This is a genomic window from Achromobacter insolitus (assembly GCF_002209555.1).
GTDB classification, from domain to species: domain Bacteria; phylum Pseudomonadota; class Gammaproteobacteria; order Burkholderiales; family Burkholderiaceae_B; genus Achromobacter; species Achromobacter insolitus.
Genome location: NZ_NJIF01000011.1, coordinates 90,750 through 110,396 on the forward strand (window position 1 = coordinate 90,750; position 19,647 = coordinate 110,396).

28 protein-coding genes are annotated in these 19,647 nt (G+C 62.8%); 3 read left to right on the forward strand and 25 right to left on the reverse strand.

From position 1 onward, the window contains the following. The 3 genes from CEY08_RS25595 to CEY08_RS25605 all read right to left on the reverse strand — a co-directional run bounded on the left by CEY08_RS25595 (nucleotide 1) and on the right by CEY08_RS25605 (nucleotide 987). Complete coding sequence (locus tag CEY08_RS25595; protein ID WP_076816388.1) at nucleotides 1–234, reverse strand: hypothetical protein; 234 nt, start codon at nucleotides 232–234, stop codon at nucleotides 1–3. Between the two features lie 83 nt (nucleotides 235–317). Then, nucleotides 318–704, reverse strand: a complete 387-nt coding sequence (locus CEY08_RS25600) for a hypothetical protein (protein WP_076816386.1) — start codon at nucleotides 702–704, stop codon at nucleotides 318–320. Further along, the gene (locus CEY08_RS25605) at nucleotides 697–987 is read right to left on the reverse strand and encodes an Ogr/Delta-like zinc finger protein (protein ID WP_063960331.1); all 291 of its coding nucleotides are present in this window, start codon (nucleotides 985–987) and stop codon (nucleotides 697–699) included. The genes CEY08_RS25600 and CEY08_RS25605 overlap by 8 nt, the downstream gene beginning before the upstream one ends. Nucleotides 988–1,310: 323 nt before the next feature. Between CEY08_RS25605 and CEY08_RS25610 the strand changes: the two genes are divergently transcribed. From CEY08_RS25610 to CEY08_RS25620, 3 genes are all read left to right on the forward strand, one after another. Next, nucleotides 1,311–1,715 (forward strand): helix-turn-helix domain-containing protein, encoded by a 405-nt coding sequence (locus CEY08_RS25610; RefSeq protein WP_076816384.1) that lies wholly within the window; start codon nucleotides 1,311–1,313, stop codon nucleotides 1,713–1,715. Between the two features lie 9 nt (nucleotides 1,716–1,724). Next, entirely contained in the window at nucleotides 1,725–2,207 is a 483-nt protein-coding gene (locus CEY08_RS25615; protein ID WP_076816381.1) for a hypothetical protein, read from the forward strand. 173 nt (nucleotides 2,208–2,380) lie between these two features. Next, the gene (locus CEY08_RS25620; protein WP_088607826.1) at nucleotides 2,381–2,761 is read left to right on the forward strand and encodes a hypothetical protein; all 381 of its coding nucleotides are present in this window, start codon (nucleotides 2,381–2,383) and stop codon (nucleotides 2,759–2,761) included. Here CEY08_RS25620 and CEY08_RS25625 read toward each other — a convergent pair. The 22 genes from CEY08_RS25625 to CEY08_RS25725 form a co-directional block, all read right to left on the reverse strand. After that, complete coding sequence (locus CEY08_RS25625; protein ID WP_076816379.1) at nucleotides 2,711–3,751, reverse strand: contractile injection system protein, VgrG/Pvc8 family; 1,041 nt, start codon at nucleotides 3,749–3,751, stop codon at nucleotides 2,711–2,713. The genes CEY08_RS25620 and CEY08_RS25625 overlap by 51 nt on opposite strands. Next, the gene (locus tag CEY08_RS25630; protein WP_076816376.1) at nucleotides 3,751–4,206 is read right to left on the reverse strand and encodes a phage tail protein; all 456 of its coding nucleotides are present in this window, start codon (nucleotides 4,204–4,206) and stop codon (nucleotides 3,751–3,753) included. The genes CEY08_RS25625 and CEY08_RS25630 overlap by 1 nt, the downstream gene beginning before the upstream one ends. Nucleotides 4,207–4,218: 12 nt before the next feature. After that, a complete protein-coding gene (locus CEY08_RS25635) occupies nucleotides 4,219–7,506 on the reverse strand; it encodes a phage tail tape measure protein (RefSeq protein WP_088607827.1) in 3,288 nt (1,095 codons plus the stop codon). Nucleotides 7,507–7,509: 3 nt separating this feature from the next. Beyond that, nucleotides 7,510–7,629, reverse strand: a complete 120-nt coding sequence (locus CEY08_RS25640) for a GpE family phage tail protein (protein WP_076816369.1) — start codon at nucleotides 7,627–7,629, stop codon at nucleotides 7,510–7,512. A gap of 8 nt (nucleotides 7,630–7,637) precedes the next feature. Beyond that, entirely contained in the window at nucleotides 7,638–7,997 is a 360-nt protein-coding gene (locus CEY08_RS25645; protein WP_084738628.1) for a phage tail assembly protein, read from the reverse strand. 39 nt (nucleotides 7,998–8,036) lie between these two features. Beyond that, nucleotides 8,037–8,552 (reverse strand): phage major tail tube protein, encoded by a 516-nt coding sequence (locus CEY08_RS25650; RefSeq protein WP_063960324.1) that lies wholly within the window; start codon nucleotides 8,550–8,552, stop codon nucleotides 8,037–8,039. A 51-nt stretch (nucleotides 8,553–8,603) separates the two neighbouring features. After that, nucleotides 8,604–9,779, reverse strand: a complete 1,176-nt coding sequence (locus tag CEY08_RS25655; RefSeq protein WP_076816367.1) for a phage tail sheath protein — start codon at nucleotides 9,777–9,779, stop codon at nucleotides 8,604–8,606. 165 nt (nucleotides 9,780–9,944) lie between these two features. After that, nucleotides 9,945–10,394, reverse strand: coding sequence for a hypothetical protein (locus CEY08_RS25660; protein ID WP_082900557.1), 450 nt, complete (start codon nucleotides 10,392–10,394; stop codon nucleotides 9,945–9,947). A gap of 6 nt (nucleotides 10,395–10,400) precedes the next feature. Further along, entirely contained in the window at nucleotides 10,401–13,352 is a 2,952-nt protein-coding gene (locus tag CEY08_RS25665) for a phage tail-collar fiber domain-containing protein (protein ID WP_076816364.1), read from the reverse strand. Then, on the reverse strand, nucleotides 13,349–13,972 hold the full coding sequence (locus tag CEY08_RS25670; RefSeq protein WP_076816362.1) for a phage tail protein I: 624 nt from the start codon (nucleotides 13,970–13,972) through the stop codon (nucleotides 13,349–13,351). The genes CEY08_RS25665 and CEY08_RS25670 overlap by 4 nt, the downstream gene beginning before the upstream one ends. Then, on the reverse strand, nucleotides 13,969–14,889 hold the full coding sequence (locus CEY08_RS25675) for a baseplate J/gp47 family protein (RefSeq protein WP_088607828.1): 921 nt from the start codon (nucleotides 14,887–14,889) through the stop codon (nucleotides 13,969–13,971). Before CEY08_RS25675 ends, CEY08_RS25670 begins: the two co-directional genes overlap by 4 nt. A gap of 4 nt (nucleotides 14,890–14,893) precedes the next feature. Continuing rightward, nucleotides 14,894–15,247 carry a GPW/gp25 family protein gene (locus tag CEY08_RS25680; RefSeq protein WP_076816360.1) on the reverse strand — a complete coding sequence of 118 codons (354 nt, stop codon included), beginning with the start codon at nucleotides 15,245–15,247 and terminating at the stop codon, nucleotides 14,894–14,896. Then, nucleotides 15,244–15,888, reverse strand: coding sequence for a phage baseplate assembly protein V (locus tag CEY08_RS25685; RefSeq protein ID WP_076816358.1), 645 nt, complete (start codon nucleotides 15,886–15,888; stop codon nucleotides 15,244–15,246). The genes CEY08_RS25680 and CEY08_RS25685 overlap by 4 nt, the downstream gene beginning before the upstream one ends. A 60-nt stretch (nucleotides 15,889–15,948) precedes the next feature. After that, nucleotides 15,949–16,416 carry a phage virion morphogenesis protein gene (locus CEY08_RS25690; protein WP_076816355.1) on the reverse strand — a complete coding sequence of 156 codons (468 nt, stop codon included), beginning with the start codon at nucleotides 16,414–16,416 and terminating at the stop codon, nucleotides 15,949–15,951. Beyond that, nucleotides 16,409–16,906, reverse strand: coding sequence for a phage tail protein (locus CEY08_RS25695; protein ID WP_076816353.1), 498 nt, complete (start codon nucleotides 16,904–16,906; stop codon nucleotides 16,409–16,411). Before CEY08_RS25695 ends, CEY08_RS25690 begins: the two co-directional genes overlap by 8 nt. Further along, nucleotides 16,851–17,117 carry an Rz1-like lysis system protein LysC gene (gene lysC / locus CEY08_RS30350; RefSeq protein ID WP_367301693.1) on the reverse strand — a complete coding sequence of 89 codons (267 nt, stop codon included), beginning with the start codon at nucleotides 17,115–17,117 and terminating at the stop codon, nucleotides 16,851–16,853. The genes CEY08_RS25695 and lysC overlap by 56 nt, the downstream gene beginning before the upstream one ends. Next, nucleotides 16,999–17,427, reverse strand: coding sequence for a hypothetical protein (locus CEY08_RS30045; RefSeq protein WP_157123408.1), 429 nt, complete (start codon nucleotides 17,425–17,427; stop codon nucleotides 16,999–17,001). Before CEY08_RS30045 ends, lysC begins: the two co-directional genes overlap by 119 nt. Beyond that, nucleotides 17,424–18,230 carry an N-acetylmuramidase domain-containing protein gene (locus CEY08_RS25705; protein WP_063960314.1) on the reverse strand — a complete coding sequence of 269 codons (807 nt, stop codon included), beginning with the start codon at nucleotides 18,228–18,230 and terminating at the stop codon, nucleotides 17,424–17,426. Before CEY08_RS25705 ends, CEY08_RS30045 begins: the two co-directional genes overlap by 4 nt. Further along, a complete protein-coding gene (locus CEY08_RS25710) occupies nucleotides 18,223–18,519 on the reverse strand; it encodes a phage holin family protein (RefSeq protein WP_063960313.1) in 297 nt (98 codons plus the stop codon). The genes CEY08_RS25705 and CEY08_RS25710 overlap by 8 nt, the downstream gene beginning before the upstream one ends. Further along, nucleotides 18,516–18,887 (reverse strand): putative holin, encoded by a 372-nt coding sequence (locus CEY08_RS25715; RefSeq protein WP_076816350.1) that lies wholly within the window; start codon nucleotides 18,885–18,887, stop codon nucleotides 18,516–18,518. The genes CEY08_RS25710 and CEY08_RS25715 overlap by 4 nt, the downstream gene beginning before the upstream one ends. 6 nt (nucleotides 18,888–18,893) lie before the next feature. Continuing rightward, the gene (locus tag CEY08_RS25720) at nucleotides 18,894–19,100 is read right to left on the reverse strand and encodes a tail protein X (RefSeq protein WP_063960311.1); all 207 of its coding nucleotides are present in this window, start codon (nucleotides 19,098–19,100) and stop codon (nucleotides 18,894–18,896) included. Continuing rightward, nucleotides 19,100–19,567, reverse strand: coding sequence for a head completion/stabilization protein (locus CEY08_RS25725; protein WP_063960310.1), 468 nt, complete (start codon nucleotides 19,565–19,567; stop codon nucleotides 19,100–19,102). Before CEY08_RS25725 ends, CEY08_RS25720 begins: the two co-directional genes overlap by 1 nt. Nucleotides 19,568–19,647: the final 80 nt, after the last annotated feature.

The following is a 19,647-nucleotide window of genomic DNA, read 5'->3' on the forward strand; positions in this document are numbered from 1 at the left end:
TTACGCCGTCAGGTTGCGTTCGCGAATGCAGCGGGCGGTAGCCGCGTGCACGGTGCAGGCCGCCGTCAGCATCGCGCCCGAAACGTGTGCATCGCCCTGTGCAGCATCGAGAAAAAGCGACTGCGCACCGGAATAGGCACCTTTGACCAAGTAGGCCAACAAGCGATGGAGAGCCTTCAATTCATCGTCCGACATGGCGGCCTCAACGCGGGCATAAACGGGGATGGCGGGCATGTTTCGATTCCTTTGGAAAACACTTCCCCCCGGCGGGCATCTGGTGCCTGCCGTTAGGTGAAGCAAATTGCGGGGGAGGGGGCTTAGTAAGCGTCTTGCTGACGCGCGCCGAAACTCTTGAACAGGTCCAGCAGATCGGCGGTGGACAGCGCTAAGGATTCACCGGACGGGCCAGTGAGGAAGAGCGCAAAACTGGTGCTGCGGTTGGTGTCGATGCGCACGGGGCATTTGCGGCTAACGACTTCGGACACAGCCTGAATTGCCGCAGTCCAGGCGGTGGCCTGCGAACAGTTGGCTACAGCCATCAGGTGCGCTGTGCAACGAGTGGCCATCGACTGGCGCTGACGTGCGGTCGGTTCCGGGCCAATCAACAGCAATTCATGCTGCACGAATTCATGCGCGCGGTCGGACAGAAAATCGCGGTTCCAATCGACGTTGCCGGTAATAACTTGTAGGTTGGCTTTATTCATTGTCGAGCCTCAATTGTCGGGGGTCGGCATCGCGTGCCGAGTGGTTTGCAACGCGCCGCTTGATAACTTCGGCGCGGGTTGAAAGGGGGAGATTGACGCGCGGGTTGGGGATTGACGGCGGGGTGATCGTGCGCACCGCTTCCATCTGCGCTACCCACGTATGGCCGCAGGTGAAATCACGGCACTGGAAGTACAGGACGCGCATGATTTCCGACACGGTTTCGCTGGTACGCACAGTGGCGAATTGGCCGCAGTGCGGGCAATGCTGGCCGATGACGTTCATGTCCGGCCCCGTTGGCGCGGTCGTGCGCGGCCGGTTGTTTCGGCTTTGAAGGCGGCCAGGCCTCGGCAATACATCAGGTAGGCGAACTGCGCAGCGGATCGGTTTTCCGCCTTCGCCAACTGCTTGCATTCCTGTATCTCCGCTGCATCCATCCTGAGCGCAACCATCGTTTTTTGCGCGCGTTTGGTCCCATTGCCTGGCGGTATTGGTGTACTTTTCATGTGTGACACATAGCGTTAGGTAGTGACAGGGCACATTATGTGCCCAAACGGACTCATGGTCAATAAATTGAGTTCATTTGATCAAATTTCTAAGGGAACCGCATGAGCATCGGGGACAGACTGCGTGAAGAGCGCGCACGCCTAGATCGGAACCAAGACGAGTTCGCGGAGATTGGCGGCGTGCAACGGCGCGCGCAGAGCAATTACGAGCGTGGCGAGCGTTGCCCTGATGCTGACTACCTGAGCCGTGTCGCGGAAGCGGGCGTAGATGTGCTTTACGTCGTTACCGGACGAAGGGCGGAACCGGCGGCGGATGTCGGCCGAGAGGTGCAGCGCATGGCCGACGCCTGGGAGACGCTGGAGCGTGCGCTTGCGCACGTCGGGCGCACGCTCACGCCGGAGAAAAAGCGGAAGGCCGCCGAGGCCTTGTATCAGGCCAGCAAGAACGAGACGGACGGCCGGCGCATCGAGCAACTGACCGATTTAGTTTTGCAGCTCGCCGCGTAAGGGGGACCGATGAAAGACGATCAGCCCAGCGTGATCCCGTTTCCGGTGAAGAAGCAGGACCCGCTGCGCGATGCAGCGCCGGAGCAAGGCAATGGACTCTTCGAGACATTGAAGGCCGCTCTGGAATCGGCTACGCCCGTAGTGCAGGCACCAGACGAGCCCAGTCCCGCCCGCCAGGCTCCCCAGCTCAAGGAAAGCATGGCGTGTCCGGCATGCGAGAGCGAGGTACCCATACATGCGGCGGTTTGCTTGAACTGTGGCAATGATGTGCAACGTCACTTGCAGGCCATTCATGCGGAAATGGTCAAGGCACGGGCGCAGCGTCTGAAGCTTCCCGCCGCGATCCTAATGCTGTCGGCTTTTCTTCTGCTTCCCTTCGGCATCGTTAATGGTTTCGGGATCGTGTGGGGGATACTCTGCGGCGCCGTGCTTGTAGGCCTTACCGGGATAACAGTCCTGTACAGGCGGCTCGGAAATCCCACTTGGCCCTAGATGACACGGGGCTACCGGGATACGGTGATAGTAGGAATCAGTAATAACCTGTATTTGCTTGTGACAGTCTTCGCCTAGCCTTTTACCTGCCCAGCTACAAGCCGGCGGGGGCCGAGGGGCGCACACGATGCGCCCCATGTTGCGCCGGTGTTCGCACAGAAGGAAGACAAAGCATGCAAAACAATGAAGTCACCGCGTCCAATGTCCTGGTCATGGATCGCCAGCAGGCCAAGCCAAAAGCTGCGCCCGATGTACTGCAAACCCTGTTGCAGTCGCTGCGGGAGGCGGAGCCAGTAGAACCGACGCCTGCGGCGCAGGCCGTCGAGCTGGTGCCGTCGGTCCAGGCAATCAAGGGTTGCGGAAACCTCCAGGCGGTACACACAAGCGCCGCGCAGCAGCAGATCGAGGGTACGAATAACATCCAGCTGTCTGGCTTGAATGTGGTGGTCCGTTTGGACATCGCCCGCAATCAGTCCCAAGCTTTCGGCCCCTGTCGGAGCGTTCTACGCGTCGTCGCTGTAGTCGGCGTCGTCGCTCTCGCTTTGCTGTGCTGATTCCAGCGTTTCGCCTTCGAGGCGAGTGGTAAGGCCGTTATCTTCTAGCCTATGTTCGACGCGCGACAGCAGCCAGGTTATGGACCCTATAGGCGCTTTCATTGATGGAAAGCGGACGCGGGTTTGTGGCGCTAGGTCCGGTCGGCCATAGGCAAGCGTGAATTCCAGCGTAGCTACGCCACGTTGCAGCCGCTGCCATTCCGCCCGTGCATTCTCTAGCGCGTCCTCTTTCGATGCGAAAAGCTCGCGCATGCGCTTGGCATTGCCGATCACGCCCACCAGCACACTGCGGCGCTTGCCTCCCTTCTTGTCCTGCCAAAATGCGCGCACGCCCGTATAGGTGTCGCGGTTCGAGACGTGGAACCTAAAGCCGTCGCCATCTTGGCGCGAGAGTGTCACCGTGGGCATGTCCTGGCCTGTAGCGGTTTTGCCCGCGTGCATGGGGACGAACAATAGCCGGCCGTCCTTGATCGTCGCCACGGCGTCGTATCGCTTTCCAATGCGATTCAGGAATGCCGCATCGCTTTCTCCGGTCTGGTCGATATGGGCCACCTTCACAGATTTGATGGCGTCCGCAACAACCGGCTTCAGACCATGGGCCTTCGCGATTGCTTCAACGATCTTTTGTATGGTCGTGTTGTGAAAGCTGCGCTCCGTTCGCGTGCGCAATGCCGAGGTCATGTCGGCGCTGCGCGCGCGCAGGGTGATCAGGTCTGGCGGTCCGGTGTATTCCACCTCGTCCACCAGAAAAGATCCTTTGTCGATCATCGTTGCGCCTTCCCAGCCCAGGTATACCCGCAGCTTCGCATTGCGCGCGGGCAGCTCGATGCCGCCGTCATGGTCAGAAATCGAAATGTCCAGTTGGTCGGCCTCGCCGTTGCGGCACTCGGTGATAGACAGCCGCTGTAGGCGCGGTGAAATCTTTCCGGTGATGTCGCGCCCTTCCACAAGAACGCGCCAGGCCGGACGCCGGTAGGTCGGTTCAAGCATCAGACCCCCCAATTGATGACGGAGCCATCCATCGCAGAAATCGGAATCTCCAGGTCGCCAAGCAACGTGCGGGCGCGCGCATCGTCAACGCGCTGCAATTGCACGGTAAAGGCGATGCGGCGGGGCATGCCGAAAGCATTGTGTTCGGTCTGGTCCTCGGAAATGTCGGGGATGACATAAGCCCCGTACACCTGGCCGGTGCCGTCCACCAGCATGTAAGCCTTGCCCGTGGCCGCCATACGCCGCAAGAGTTCCAGGGAGCCGCCCGAGCCGGCAACCTCGGGCGCGATCCAGCCCGATAGGGTCATGGTGTCATCGCCTGGGCCTACGAATTGATAGGCGGGGGCTGCGCCCATCCGAGCGTTCGACGCGTGACGGTAGGTGCTTTGCCGGCGCAGCGTCTGATACGCAAGCGTCGGCAAGCCAAAAACAAACATGCCAAGGGCCATCATCATGGCGGCTATCTCCTAGTTATCGTCGCGGTACATCGAGCGAGCCCGCGCCGCCTTCTGCGAGTCGCGCCGCTGTAGCGCTGCCTCGATCTGCCGGGCAATCTCGGCGGGTGACGTGCCGGCGGCCGGTGTGATGTGAATATGGATCGTGTCGCCTTGGACCGTGACCGCACCGCGCGAGCGAGGGACGAGCGCGGCGGAAGTGTCAAAGGCGAGGGCCGGGGCCGAATGGACGGCCGGCGCTTCATCAGGGCGAATGTTCATACCCTGCGGTGCCGTGTCGCGGTCGGCCATTTGCAGCGCTTGCATGCGATCCGCCATTGCGGAAAGCGCGGCAAGCGTTCCTCCCAGCATCCGACCCAGGGGACCGCCCGCGAGGGCTCCGGGAATGCTCCGCAAAAACCGCGACAAGTGGCCGGGCGCGGCTTCCTGTGTCTGAGGTTGCGCCAACGGGGCTACAAGGCGCGCGTCAGTGTCTGGCGTGGGTTGGCCTGCCTTTGGTCGAGAAATCGCCTCTGCGGCCGTTTGCGGCGGCCTTGCGGGCTGGTCCAGCACTCTAGGGCCGGTCGCAGGCGCAAAGACGAACTGCGCGGCCAGCGAAACAGGAGCCGCGGGCATCATCTGCATGACCTCGGCGCGATTGAGCGCCAGGCTTGCGGCAAGCTCAACGGGCCTCGGGCGGTTGACCTCGGCAAACTCTGCCGCCGGCACTACCGGCGGCGCGAGCGCGCCCGCCAGCGCTACGGATGCGGCCAGCGTGCGCGCTGCCCGCATTGCCTGCGGCTGGCCGCTGTTGATCCCCACGGCCGCGCCTTCGGACACGTATTCGCCCATCGTCGCCATGACTCGGCTAGGTGAATGGATCCCGAGCTTTTCCTTGAACCACGAAATGACGCCGCCGCCCATTTCGCTGATCGCTTCCTTGACCGCGCCGCCCATGCTGCGAACGCCATTTATCAGGCCTTGCATCAGGTTGCGGCCCAGCTCGCCAAAGTCTCCCGGCATTTGAAGCCCGAGCGCGCCGAGGGCATTGGTGGCGGCCTCCTGCAATAGCGCCAGGGGCGACCAGCTGGACAGACCCGCAGACAAGGCGGCCAGTCCGCCGTCAAACACTGCGCTCACGTTCTGCCATATGCCGGCGAACCAGCCCGATAGGCCGTCCCACGATTGCGCCAGGACGGGAACGGGATTCATTGCGTCCAAGGCGGTCGAGAGTCCCGCGCCGGCACGGTCGAATACGCCGGCCACGGCTTGCCACTGGCTCGAAAACCAGTTTGAGACGCCGCCCCAGGCGCGCGAAAGCCACGGCATGGGATCCATGGCCCGCAGCCCGTTCACCACGGCCGCAGAGGCGCGATCAAAGGTAGTCAGGACGCGCGACCACAGGCCCGAGAAAAAGCCCGAGAGCTGCCCCCAGTTGCTGTAGATGCCATACGCGGCCAGCCCGATGGCGGTAGCGGCCAGTCCGATGGGATTCATCAGGAAAAGGCGGCCTACTGCGGTGAGGGCGGTAGCGAGCATTCCAAAGCCGCCACGGGCGAGCGAAGCCAGCGCACCGGCCAGGCCGACGCCCTTGATGCCCAGCATCGTCATGCCGTAGCGCATCAGCACGAATGGACCCAGCACGCTCGCCATTGCGAGCGTCAGCGCGCCCAGGCCGGTCACGACAAGCGCGCCCACCGCTGCGACTTTTGCAAGGCTCGCGCTCAGTACGGGATTTTCGACCGCCCAGCCCTTCGCCTTGCCGATGAGGCCGGTGATGCCCTGCGAGATTTCGCGCAGCGCTCCGTCGTTCTGCTCTTCCAGCTCGATGCCCAGGTCTTCCCAGGCGCTGCTTAGTTCGTCCAGGTCGCCGCGCAGGTTGTCGGCCATGGTGCTGGCGGCCTTCTGTGCTTCACCGTTCGGCTTGCGGTTGATCTGAACAAACTTCTGCAATTCCCCTGAGCTGGCTTGTTGGGTCAGCACCTGCAAGGCGCTGAATGCTTCTTCACCTGCAATTGCCTTGAAGAAGCCCGCGCGCTTCGCATTCCCGAACTTGCGGGTCTTGGCGTCGATCTCCGCCAGGATCGCCGGCAGGTCGCGCAGATTCCCCTTCGCGTCGGCCGTCTTGATTCCCAGCTCTTTCAGCGCATCGGCCGCCATCTTTGGCGGGGCGGCGAGGCGGCCCAGGATCGCCCGCAGGGCGGTGCCGCCCATGCTCCCCTGTATGCCTGCATCGCCCAGCTTGCCGGCCATCGCTGCGGCCGTTTCAAGATCGACGCCGACACCGGCCGCGACTGGTCCAACGTATTTCATTGTGTCCCCGAGCATTGCCAGGGATACGTTCGACCGCGTGAAAGTGGCGACCAGGATGTCACTCACGTTGTTCATGCGCTCGGCTGGAAGATTGAAGCCTGTGAGGATGTTGGACGCGATATCGGCAGTTTGCGCCAGTTCTGTGTCACCAGCCTTTGCCAAAGAGAGCATGCCCGGCATCGCGGAAATGATCGCGTTTGGCTTAAATCCCGCCATGGCTAGGAAGCCCTGTGCGTCTGCGGCCTGGCCCGCCGTGTACATGGTGGTGGCCCCAAGATCGCGGGCCTGGGCGCGCAGCGCGATCATTTGCGGGTCTGTCTGCTCCAGCCGCGCGAGCGCTTGCACTTTGCTCATGCTGAAATCGAAATCCAAACCCGGTGCGATGAGTTTGGAGCCGGCAAAGAGCGCCGCGCCACCTGACGCCACGCCGGCCGCACCCGCGCCCGCCATACCGCCGGCCATGGCTCGCCCCTTGTCGTAGCTCTCCCGGGCATGCGCGGCGCGTTGCTGAGCTGCTGCCACCGATTTCAAGCGGGAAGCCTGATCGGTGAGTGCGCTATTGGTCTGCGCGATGCGAGACCGCAAGGCGCGCTCACCCTCGGCTAAATTCGTGGTCGATACGCTGGCGGCGGATAGACGGCCGCGCAGGCGTTCCAGGGTGACGGCCTTTTCGGACACCTCACGTTTGAGGCGGCCCGCCGAGGCCTTGGCCGCATCGAAATCACGCTGCATCTGCCGCGTAGGTGTCTGCGTTGTGCGTATTGCTACAGCGAGCTGCGCAACGCGCTGCTGCGCTGCCGCCAGCTCCCCCCGGCTATTGCGCAGGCCTGCCGAGAGTTCGCGGAATTCTCCGATATCACGCTGCGCCGCGTTCAATCCACGCAGGCGCTCCCGAAGTTGCACCATGTCCCGGCCAGCTGCGCCGGCCCGGTCGCGGATTCTGCCGAGCGGGCCGCTCAGCTTGTCGTTCATCGCGGCCTGTACGCGCAGAATCAGCGCCTTGTCCATCTTCTAATCTCCACTGCCCTGATGACGAATGCGCGCCCGTTCTCGCCAAGCGCCCAGCTCGTGCAGCGAAAGCCGATCCATGTCCTCAAGCTTCCAATGGAAGACCAGGGCAAGGTCGGCCATCGCCTCTTCTACACGATCTGGTAACGGGCCTTCTCGGCCTTCGTCATGAAAAAAACGTTGACGGCCATACCCATCGCCATCAGGTCCGGCGGATCCAGGCGCGCGACTTCCTGCGGTGTCAACATGGGCTGACTGATGCGCGGCAGCAGCGTTTGCAGAGACGCCACGTCCAGCGTGGACAGCGCCATGAGGGAAAGGCCCCGCAGCGCGCCGGCCGAGGGCTTGCGAACCGTGATCTTTTCGATGGTCGTTTCCCCGCGCACCAGGGGCGTATCCAGCTCGATGACGCGCTCATCGGGATTGGTGTTCTCGGTCAAAGGCGCGCCGCTTTCGGTCGCGTTGGTGGCGGTCTGGGTATGGTCTTGCATGATCTGTCTTCCTTTCGATCTTTGATTGGCGGCCAGGGCTTACATGCCGATGGCGCGGCGGATACCTTCGGCCAGGTCGGTGCCGCCGATGTTCATGATGTTGTTGAACACGTCGATTTCGGTGAGGACTTCGCCGTTGAGCGTTTCCTTGTAGTAGGTGCAATGCGTGGCAATCTTCCATTCGGTGTCGTCGCCTACTTTGGACTCACCCCGGTCCAGCTCCTGATGCCGGCCGCGCAGCACGATTTCCACCTCATCCACTGCGCCCGTGTCGTCGCGTTGATAGGCGCCAGCAAAGCGCACCTGTACACCGCTGATAGTCGATGCGCCGAGCTGCTTGAGGATGTCCTTGACGTAGCCGCCGCAAGTCCATTCGGTCTTGAGCGCTTCATCTTCCAGGCCGAAATCGGCAAAGGCCGCGCCGGGCATGCCTGCGGCGCGGTATGCCTCCATCTTGCGCGACAGCTTCGGCGCGGTGAAGGCGGTGGCGATTCCGATCATGGAACCACCGTCCAGAAAAATGTTCAGGTTCTTGAGTTTCGACGGCATGCCCATGGCAATAGCTCCGTATGGTTGATGGGGCCGCCGGCTGGCGGCCCAGGTGAGTTAGCCGGCCAGCTGCGCGGCGAAGTCCGCCAGGTAACGATCAGTGATGCGCTGGGTGAACGTGATGTTCTCGGCGGGCGGAACCGGCGTGTAGTCGTAGTCAATCGCGAGCTTGCCGGCCTTCATCGCTTCCTTGGTGTTCAGCTCGGGATCGAACCAGGCTCCACCGCCTAGCAGGTAGCCGAGATTGACCCATTCGCGGAACTTGGCATTGATGCCTTCGAGGATGTCGCGCACCAGCTGCGGGTGCAGGGGCTTGTCAACGGCCCACATATGCGCCTCGGCCATCGTGTCGCCCACTACCTGGGCGGTGCGGGTGTAGTTCTCGAAGGGGAAGAGACTTTGCGGACCAGCGCACGTACGGCTGCCCCAGAAGCGCAGCCCGGTGGACTGAATCAGCGTGGTGATGTCCTTTTCGTTCAGATAGCCCGCGTCCGTGCTGGGCTCCTGCAGGTCGAAATACACGTCATGGCTGATGCCGGTTGCGCCATTGACGGTGACGTTGGATAGCGTCTTGTGCCAGCCGATTTCATGGTCAATCTTGGCGCGCAGACCCAGCGCGACGGCCGCAGAGGCGATGCGCTTTTCTGCGTTGGTCACGGTGTCCCACGAAACGAAGTCCGGCCAAATCAGCATCAGCTCACGCGCGCCGAAGGTCTCGCGGTAGGCCGCGACCTCTTCAATAGTTTCGCAGCCGTAAGCGTTCGCGTAAGCGAAGCCGCGCAGCTTCTGAGCGATCACGGCCAGTTCCGCAGCCACGCCCGGCGTGTCGAGGCCTGGCGCGCCGAGAATCCGCGGCTTGATCATCGGGCCGCTGGATTGAGCGGATAGGAGCGCTTGCAAGCCGGTATAGCGGCCGTTCTGCGTGCCGCCGATCACGTTGGAAGTGGTTTCGGCTTCGGTTTCGCCCTGCGGGACGCGAACAACGACAGTAGCGGCGTTTGCCTGGTCCTTGATCGCGTCGAGCGCGCGGGCGAGGGTGCCCTTGGTGCCAGCCTTGTCCAGCTTGCGCTGAATGTTCGTCAGCAGGACCGGACGATTGACGGGGAATACTTCCGGGTCGGCGTCTTCCGCCGTGGCGACGAAGCCGACGACGGCAGTGTTGATAGTGCGGATGGGGCGCGTGCCGTCGTCAGCTTCGACAACGCGCACGCCGTGATGGTAATCCTGGGCCATAGTGGGGCTCTCCGGTAGTTGCGCCGCGATGGCGCTGGACCTTGCTAGATGCAGCGGCCAGTTTGTGGGCTGGCCTTCGCGCGCGCACGGAGAGACGCTTGTTTATGGCTTGGGGACAATGGGGGGAAGGGGCCGACGCGGTGCACGCCGGCCTGGCGATAGCTTCTAGACTTGGGGCAGTTCTAGGGTGGGCAGTTGCCCGATGATGTTGTCAGCGCTCGGGAGTGGTTCGCCCGCCTCTTGAGCCTCGCCGACGATGGCATAGAACTTTTCCCAGACCTCGCTGCGCCACGCCCGGAACGCCAAACCTTCGGCCTGATACTTCGGACTGGCCGGCTCATCGGCGTAGGAGACAGCGGTTTTCAGGTCGTCATAGATGCTCTGCCGCGCGCGGTTGTCCATATGCAATTGGACGAGCGCAATAAGCCGGCGCATTGCTTCCTCGGGATCTGCACGCGGCTTTTGAAATTCGCCATCGCTGTACGAATCGCCTACTTCTACGCTTTCCTCGCAGGCGATCCAAAGAAGGTCAGGATGGTAGCGGCCGGCCGGGTCAACGTCCGTGATTTCGGCAACTTTTCCATCGACAATCAAAGCCCAGTATTTCTGTTCCATTTTTTCTCACCACTCAATAATGACTGCGCCATGCGCGCCAGGAGCGCCTGCGCTGTTTACGCGGCCGCCGCCACCTACTCCCGGGTTCGTGCGTCGGCTGGAATCCACTACCCCAAACGGCGAGGTGAACCCTCCGCCAGCCCCGCCGAGAAATCCACTCCCGTACACGTCCCGCACGCAGACCGAGCCCGCGCCTCCGTCCCACCCAAACCCCGCGCCACCGTTCGACGTGCCGCCAGACGAGGAATTTGCGTCCCGGGTGCCGCCCGCGCCGCCGGTTGCAGAGCACATGGTTCCAAAAGAGGACGTGCCGCCCGCACCGCCATTGGTTCCGGTCACCGTGGCACCGGCTCCACCTGCGCCGACGGTGATAGGCACGGAAGCCATGCCGGAGACATCAAAGATGCCCTCCCAATACCCGCCCTGGCCTCCACCGGAAGGGCCAGGCGCGACGTTGTCACTGGCCCCGCCACCGCCGCCACCTATAACCCTGACTCGCACCTTCGTGACGCCCGTAGGCTTGACCCAGGTGAACGTGCCGGGAGTTATGTAGACCTGTTGCCCCGTTACGGCCTTCAATGCGTCACCCAGCTTCTTGGGCGTGATGACTGTTGCATCGTCCGCCATCGCTGCTGCCTGGGCCGTCGTCGCTAGGCGTGCCGTACCTTGCCGTGCTTCAGTAGCCGTGGGGAACCGGGAGAGGCCCGGGTGATAGTTCCAATCCGACCACACATTGTTGTAGCGACCGCGCGTGTAGTACTCGCCCGTGTCGTACACCGTGTAAGTATGGGTCGTAATCTGCGGTCCCGCCGATCCGACTTTCAAGGTACCGGCCTTGTTGGTCGGATAGTTGCGCTCGGCCGTGGCGTTGGCGTTCATACGCTGGCCGTAATCCCCCGGCACCGTAATGGTGTTCAAATCCTCCGTGTTGAGTGGGTTATCCGCGCCCAGCCCAAAGGCGTTACCCACGGTCAAGATGCGTCCGGGCGTTGCATCGTTTGGCCCGGTCTGCGTGTCCAGGGCGTGCGTGTGGCTCGTTGCCTGTACGCTGTTAGAGCTTGTTGCCGATAGGGTGCCAGGCGTGCCGAGCGTAAGCGTGCGACTGGTTGAGAGCGTGCCGCCGCCGGTCATACCATTGCCTGCCACAATGCTGGATGCGGCCGAAGCTGCCCCGATGTCGGCAGCGCTCACATCTAGCTGATGACTGTGCGAAGTCGTAGAGACAGTGTTGGTAGAGTCTTTGGTGATCGTGCTGGGCGTGCCGAGGGTGAGCGTGCGGTTCGCGGCCAATGTGCCGCCGCCCGTCATGCCATTGCCAGCGACGATCTGGCGGGCTGCGTCGGCCTTCAAAGCCAGTGCTTCTGACAGGCCGCTTACGCTGGACATATCAGCGCGGGCAAAGGCCAGATTGCCGCTCGCCAGCGTGACGCTAACGGTCTCAAATGCGGTGACGGGCTCGACCTTCCAGCCGGTTCCCCAGGTTTCGACCGTCGCGCCCGGAGTGTTGTACTTGGCATGCACTTCAGAGACCGAAACAGTCGGGTATTGCCAAGACCGCGTTACGTCGCCCAGCCAAATGCAGATGTCGCCGGCCGAGTCCGAACCGAAGCGCACCGGCAAATCACTGTTGGGGGTGCCGGCGATAATCGTTGCGCCGCAGCGCGCCCAGGTCTTCCCGGTCTGCGCGTAGCCATGAATCAGCACCGAGACGGGCGGCGTGTCTGCCAGGTACTCGAAGATGTCCACGCGCATGCGGATCATCGAGTTCCGGCCTACGGCGATGGGCGGGAGCTTGATTTTCATTGCGCCCACGACGGACGCTATGTGCGTCGAGTACGACCCGCCATCGGGGAGCAAGACGTGCGCGGTTCTGCCAGATGTGTCATTGGTGCCGTAAAGACTGCCTACAGCCGCTCCGGCGGCAAGCGTCACAGGACCGGAGATTGCGCCGCCCGCGCGAGGATAGGCCTGGATGTCCTCCAAGACTTGTTCAGGAGTGCGCGGTGCAAATGCATTGGTGCCTGCGCCGGTCAGATACGAGCCCGCTGCCACCGTCCCCAGGCCAGTGCCACCGCGAGCAACGGGCAGGATTCCGAGAGAGGCCTTGGAAACATCCAACCCAGTCACGACAAGTTGAACGTTTCCAGACCCATCGAAGTTGACCGCTGCCGCCGTGGCCCCGCCGATGATGGAAAACGAGCGGGTGGCTGCAAGCTTGGTAGCGGTTTGCGCATTGCCAATGGTCGTGCTTTCGGCCTTCGTGATACGCCCCTTTGCATCCACGGTCACGACGGCAACAGCGTTTGCGGAACCATACACGCCAGCCGTGACGCCAGAGGCGGCGAGTGTGCCGACGAATGAAACATTCTTCGTGCCGTCGAAGGAGACCGAGCCGGTAAGGTCGCCTGTTACCGAGATAGTGCGGGCCGTTGCGAGCTTCGCTGCCGCCACGGCGGTTGCCGTCTTGTCCAGCTTCTTGTCTAAGCCTTCGTCCACGTAGCCGCGCGTAGCCAGGACCACGGCTGGATCAATCTTCAATTCGATGGGGACTTGCCCCGACACAACCAGGGCGATGCGTAGCACCTGGTCACGCGCAGCGCCCTCGGAAAGCAGCGGCTTGAAGCTGGGCGCGCAGTTGGCGATGATCACCAGCTGATTGGCCTCGTCCCAAATGGCCAGCTCCCGGATCCACCAGCCGCCGATGTCCGAGGGTAGGACCGCTTCGATGATCAAAAGCGCGGAGTTCGTGGGGTCACGAAACAGGCGATTGATCTGCACGCGGTGCCGCTCACCGATCAGCGTTTTCTGATCGCGGTTCGGCGTCGGGACCGGCGCATTGTCTCCGCCGCCGTCACCGACTGACATATGCGTGTACTTGAGCGCCTTGCCGGTCAATTGCGCATTGGCGATGGCCGCCTCGCCTGCGGCCGTTGGGATGGCGAAATATTTCTGTGTCATTGTGCGTATACGGTCAAGGTGTCAACGTGATGCAGTACCAGCCCCGTCACGGGCGGCGTGTGTACTTCGATGTCTTCGGCTTCGGGCGGGTAGACGGTGAGGATGTCGCCCGACGTGCAGGCGATGCCGAGATTCACACCGCCGCGTGTTTCGAGCTGGATGGAGAGGCCTGCCAGGTGCTGGCTGAGGCGCTTGGCGTCATCAATCAGCCGCTCCAGCTCGGGGTACATTTCTTCGGTGATGCCGCTGTCTAGTACGCCAATGGAGAGCGTGAAAGTGCCGCGCTTTCCCTCCGGCACCATCTGCCACCATTCGCGGACTTCCAGCAGGTAGCCCAGCGGCTCCACCACGCGGCGCAGTGCGCCGATGGTTCCCTTGCGTTGATGGACGAAAAATGAGTTCGCCACGGCGCGGCGCTTGGTGTCTTCGGTCCAGCTGTCGGACCAGCGATCTACCGACCGCTCCCAGGCCAGCCAGGTCAGCAGTTCTGCGGGCGTTGTCTCAGCGCGGCGCAGGGAGCGCAGAGGCTGGGGAACGTCCTCGATGTCGGCCGCCACGCGCGCAATGCGCCGCTCCATGGGCGTTGCGTTGGACGGCAGAAGATCGCGCTTCTTACTCATTGCGCGGCCGCCGGGGTAACGATCACTTCCAGGCAGGTGGCCGCCTGGGTCGCATCGAGCGCGATATCTGCGGCCGGCTCCAGCAACTCCAGATGGTCCACCCCCTCTACGTGCAGGCCCGCCGTCAGCGCGCTTCGCCAAACGGATTGCCCCTGGCGGCGCGGACGGTTGACGTAGGCGGTGCAGGACTTGGTTGCAGTTGCTAGGGTGACTTCTGAGCCTGGGCCCGCGCCAGTGAGATGCAACACCGCACGGACCCGAAACGTCGTGATGCGGGAGGACTGGACGGTTACGCGGTCGCCCATCGGCCGAACGTCCTCATCGCTAAGAGCAAGGCGGACAGCATCCAGAACGGGGGGGGATGCCGTCCCGTTCCCTTCATGCGATAGCACTGATACCAGGATTTCGCACGGCTCCGGGCTGATCGCGCTGACATCCGCGACAAGGCCATGCGCCGAGCGGGAATGGAACTCGTATGCGCCCCTTGGCCCTGCTGTTGAAAGCCCTTCCCAGGCCATCTGCGCGCGGTAGCGCAGGCTCTCATCATCCTCCATTACCGCAGCGGTCGGCGGTGACGTGGAAGCGTCCGCCGGCGTGATCTCCAGGCGTGTAACGCCGTATTCGGCGGCGATCTGTTCAAGGTCGCCCTTGCGTGCGAAGGCCAGCAGCAATGCGCGTGCAGCCTCGTTCACGCGTTGACGGAAATTCACCTCTCGCTCTGCGTTCTCTTGGAGCAAGATCGCCAGCGGTTCGGATTCGAGAGCCAGGGCGCGCTGCACTGCGTTGCGCTCATCAGAAGCGAAGAGGGCGACGAGGCGCGCCTTGCGCTCTTCAAGGATGCGCTCATAGTCGATGACCTCCACCACGTCGGGCGCGGGCAGCTGCGAGAGGTCAATAGGGCGAGAGACAACGGCCATGGGATTAAACGGTGATATCGAAAGACAAGGGGCGTGCGGACTCGGGGCCGTCCACTTCATCGGCGTTGACCGTGATCTGCACCTTTCCGGGTTCCGTGGTTGAGACAACGGCGGCGACACTGCGAACGACTACGCGGGGCTCCCAGGCGGTGATAGCCGTTGCAGCGGCCGCGTAGAACTGAAGCAGGGTCACGCCGTTAAGGGGGGCATCTACGATGGCCGGGCCTACGCTTCCAAACGGTCGCCGGCGCAGGCGCGTTTCAATCTGCGTGGTCAGCACCTTGATCAGCGATTGCCGCAGGTGTGCGCGGTCAACGATGCGTAAGCCCGTGCGTGCATCCATGCCGAGATAGTTCATGCTTGCCCCCCGTCGTTCGCGATGGGCGAATCGGTCGGCGCGCCGAGGCCGTTGGTGGGGTGGCGATGCGTATGCAGGACTACGCCGTTGGAGCGAATTTCCCCATCGGTATGCCGCAGGTTGCCGCGAATCTCGGTGAAATTGCCCTTGCCATCTTTGCCCGACAGCCCAGACTGATAGGTAAACAGGTCCGTGACGGTGGTTTTGCCATCAAGGATGATGTTCGGACACTTGATCGTGAAGGACTGCGCCACCTCTGCGCGGACGGTCTTCATGCCGGTTGCGATGAGCGCGCCCGCTGCGTGGTCGTAGACGATGCGCGCGCCGTCCGGGTACGTCGTTACATGCTCGTTTGCGCTTTCACTTGGTGCGGGGTTGCTATCGCTGTTCAGGCCCGCCAGCACATAGCCGGCGGCAGTGTCGCCGCCCGGGCAGAGCGCCAACACCTGTTCGCCGGCGGTCGGCGGGTTCCACGTCTTGGTTGTTCCCGCGCGCAGTTCGAGCCATTGCAGCCAGCCCGATTGCCACTCGCCATCTTGTATGCGGACCTTGGCCGGCCGGGTTTGCAGGTCCACCGCAAACACCGTGCCAGTGCGTATCAAGTTGCCGATGAGGCGGAAGGCTTCGGATAGATCAGACATGCCCCCATGTTGAAAGCGGGGTCTCGCGCGCGCACGGACGCACCATTGTTTCTGGGCGTGTTAGAAGCTATTGCCCGCGAGGTGCTTTAGCAGCGTGTCTCTGACCAGTTCGATGTCATCGACGGTAAAGCCCAATAGTTCGCGCCGTGGGTATCGCACATCGGGCAAGTCCGGTGCCGGCCTGTCGTTCTGACCGCGTTGGTGTACGCGAGCAATGCGCGCAACCTTGCCAAGAAAGCCGACCTGTGCGGCGTCCGTGTTCGCCATAGTCCGAAGGTGACGGGAGCCCTTGAGCTTTAGAAACATCGCCCGGCGCTTCACGCGCCCGCGCTTGCCCCGTAGGTTCTTCTTTTGCTTGCGCGCGGGGTACGCGCTGCCGTCCGGCTGTTTCTGCTGGGTAATCCGTTTGACCTGGCTGCGGCGCAGGGCTTGGCCGACCTTCACATTGATGGACCGACGCTGAGCGGCGGATAGCCGCGTCATGAGGCCGGCCGCCCAGTCTTCGATGCGCTCCAGCTCGTTACTCACCGGGCTTTCCTAAAGGCCACGGGAGGCGGGCGATTTCCGACCCGTCCAGCGTGACGGGCAGATGCGCGCCAGCGGCTGGCTCCCACTCGTCGATAGGTTCGGCCTGGTGCTGCACGGCGTAGCCCTGGCTGGGTGTGGCCTGCACGGTCACGCGTTCGGTAATCTGCGCCTGAATCTCGATGTCCGCGCTTTCGCTATTGTTGAAATCAACCATGAAAGAAAGGGCGTTCTCGCGCTGTGCAGGTGTTGCGAAGGCGTCGGCCTGGTTGATCAGCATCCAGGCCAGCACAGGAAGCATGACCGCGTCCGCTTCGCCGGTAAAGTCCGTGATGATGATGGACAGCGTGAAGCGGTATTCATGCGACAGGCCAGGTACGCCGGTCGCTACGAGTTTGCCCTTGTCGATGAAGACTTGCAGCCGGTCGGGCTCAGCCTCAAAGAGCGGGACCGCCCGTGTCAGAAACTCCCGTAACTCGCGCGCCTTTCGCATCTTCCTTGTCCTCTTGGCATTTCACAATCGCGTCCACCTTGGCCGCGCACATTCGCCATGCAGCCTCTAGCCGTTCATAGGCTAGGTTCAGCTCACCGTTCGTCCGGGGGGCTTCCGCTGGCAGGCCGCACGGCGTCACGACTGGACATGTATTTGTCGTAAGCCTCACCTCCGACGATGGCGGGCCGCTGACGCAGCCCTGTAATGCCAGCAGGCAGCAAAGAATCAGCCCAGCCGCGAATTTCCGTAACCTCATTTTGGAGCCTCTTAACGTCTATCTCGCGCTCGGAAAGGCTGGCGCGTATCGCCTCTTGCTCAGTCTGTACGGAGCGCGTTCGGCTCGCCAGAAGGTCGGCCGCGTCTTGCAGGTCGCGGGCCGCTTTGGCATTTGCTTCGGCCGTCTGTTTGATCGCCGGCAGGGCTTCTTGATAGCCGTCCAGCGCCTGGCGCTGCATCCAGGTGATGACGGCCAGCAGCAGCACCAGAAGCCACGGCATCAGCTTTTGCGCGGCGAGGTTCATGCTGCCTCCTGCGCAACGGCGGCGAAACGCTCAAAGGCGCGCGCCAGCTTCACGTCATAGAGGTTTTCGGCGTATGCCGGCCCGTTGTAGCCGCGAGCAAAGGCGGCCCACTTCCGACCGATGAGCGCCTTGTGTAGCGCCGGGTCCGCCACGATGAAGCGGACGAAGGCATCAAGATGGTCGGACTCATGCAGGCGCATGCGGCGTTCCCAGTCTGCCGCGGACTCGTAGCCCAGCGCCTCCCAGTGGTAGCCCATGACCTGAAAGGCGCCCCAGCTGCATGCCTCTATGGCCGCATCGCGGTGAATTTCTGCCGCAATGGCGAAGCGCTGGTATTCGGCTGCGCCGCCAGCATAGCCTCCCCGGGCCTTGTTCACGATGCCGGGATAGCGGGCCATCAGCGGCGCGGGATCAATGCCACGCTCCACCAGCCGCCGATAGAAGACATGGCGCTCAAACAGGATGACCGGGCGGCCGTCGGGCAGGAATCCCGGGCCTTGCGCTTCCACTTCGTTGACGGCGCGAACGGCTGCAAGCGGTACGCCCAGTGTGTCGGCCGCGCGTTGCAGGTCGGCCGTGGTCAGCAGGCGCGAGAGGTCGCCGCCTGCCAGCGCCGCCGCTGTCTTCGAGCCATACACGCCATCATCCACAAGGCGCGCGCGCCGCTGGAACGCTACGACGGCGGCATAGGTTTCATCATCAAAGACGTGGGAGCGTGCGACGGCATAACCGGCCTTGGCAAGCCGCTGTTGCAGGTCGGCCACGGCTTGGCCGCGTGCACCTTTACGTAGAACCTCAGCCATTTCTATACCCTCGAAAGAAGACGGCGACGTTGCCACCAGCGGCCACCGTGGCGGCCAGGATCAGCCCCGCCAATGCCAGTTCGGAATAGGACGCGCCGCCGCGCAGCGCGATTTCCAGGCCTCTGCACGTCAGCGCCGCCAGCAGCAAGCTGGCGAAGAAGGAAACCGCATAGCGATGGCGTGCGCCGTTGGGTCGATACCAAAGCACGCGCGCGGCCGCCGCGAGATAAAGCAGGCTGCACAGGACGGTGAGCGGCGTGAGGGTGTCCAGGGTGTCGGGTGTGGTCATTCCTTTTTCCCTCCAATGACGCCCGCCACGCTTTCGCGCAGGCGGGCCAGGTCGAAATCAGGAGCGCGCTCGATGATGCGCAGCGCAATCGGGACGATGACCAGCGCGACGAAAAAGGCGGGCAAGAAAGATTCCTTCGCCCATTCGCGCGCGATAAATTCGCCCGCGCCGCCATAGCCGCTGAGCGCAGAGAAAATGAAGGACAGAAGGCGTTTCCAGGCGGAAAGGTCTTTCTTAGTGCTTGCCACCAGGGCGGCACCCAGGACTGCACCGAAGGCCGCATTGGCGTCAACGTGCGGAAGCAGGGTAGCCAATGCCACGCCGGAAATTATCGTGGTCGTAGCCGCTGCGGTTGATGGGTCGGTCATCGCTTTTCAGTCCCAAAGGGAGGTTGTGGGTTTGGGTGCGGGCGCTTTGGGGCGCTCGGGCAGTTCGATAAGCAGGCCGTGCGGTAGCACAGTGCCGTGTTCAGCCAGGCCGGGATTGAGTTCAAGGGTTTGCTCCACCACGTCGCGCGTGGTCCCCAAGTGCCGCCAGCACACCGCGTCTACTGTGTCGTTCTGGAGGGTACGCACCAGCATCAAATCAGTTCCACCGTTACGCGCGTTTGGCCGAGTAGCGCGGTAATGGCCCAGGAGGCATCCCGGCGATGTTCGTCGGGGCTGTCCTGCAATGCGCTCACGGTGGTTTCGCCGCCCTTCGCCAGATCAAAGTCGGCCATGCGCTCGATGAGGTCAGCCTTAGCCAAGGAGTACACCGCGCGCAGGTAGCAATGCAGCGGCATGGGTTTGCCGTCGATCATGCGGCCTGTCACATCCTCCAGCCGTTCGATCCCCTGGGCTTGACGGGCGGCGCGCCATCCTGATAGATCGCGGTCAACCTCAACGATGGCGGTAATCAACGCATGGCGCAGCCTCCCCTCTGTGACTTTGCCGTCAAGGCGCATGACCTCGCGCGCGTGCAGCAATGAGATGTCAGGCCAGAAGCCATCATTGCTGATGGTGTCGGCTTCGGTGGTCCTGGCCTTCGGATTGGCAATAAAGCTCACAGTAGAGGATCCTCATAATCGGCGGTGGGCGGGCGTCAGGTGTGCCGATGGCAACCCTCAGCCCGCGCCGCCGTGCGCTC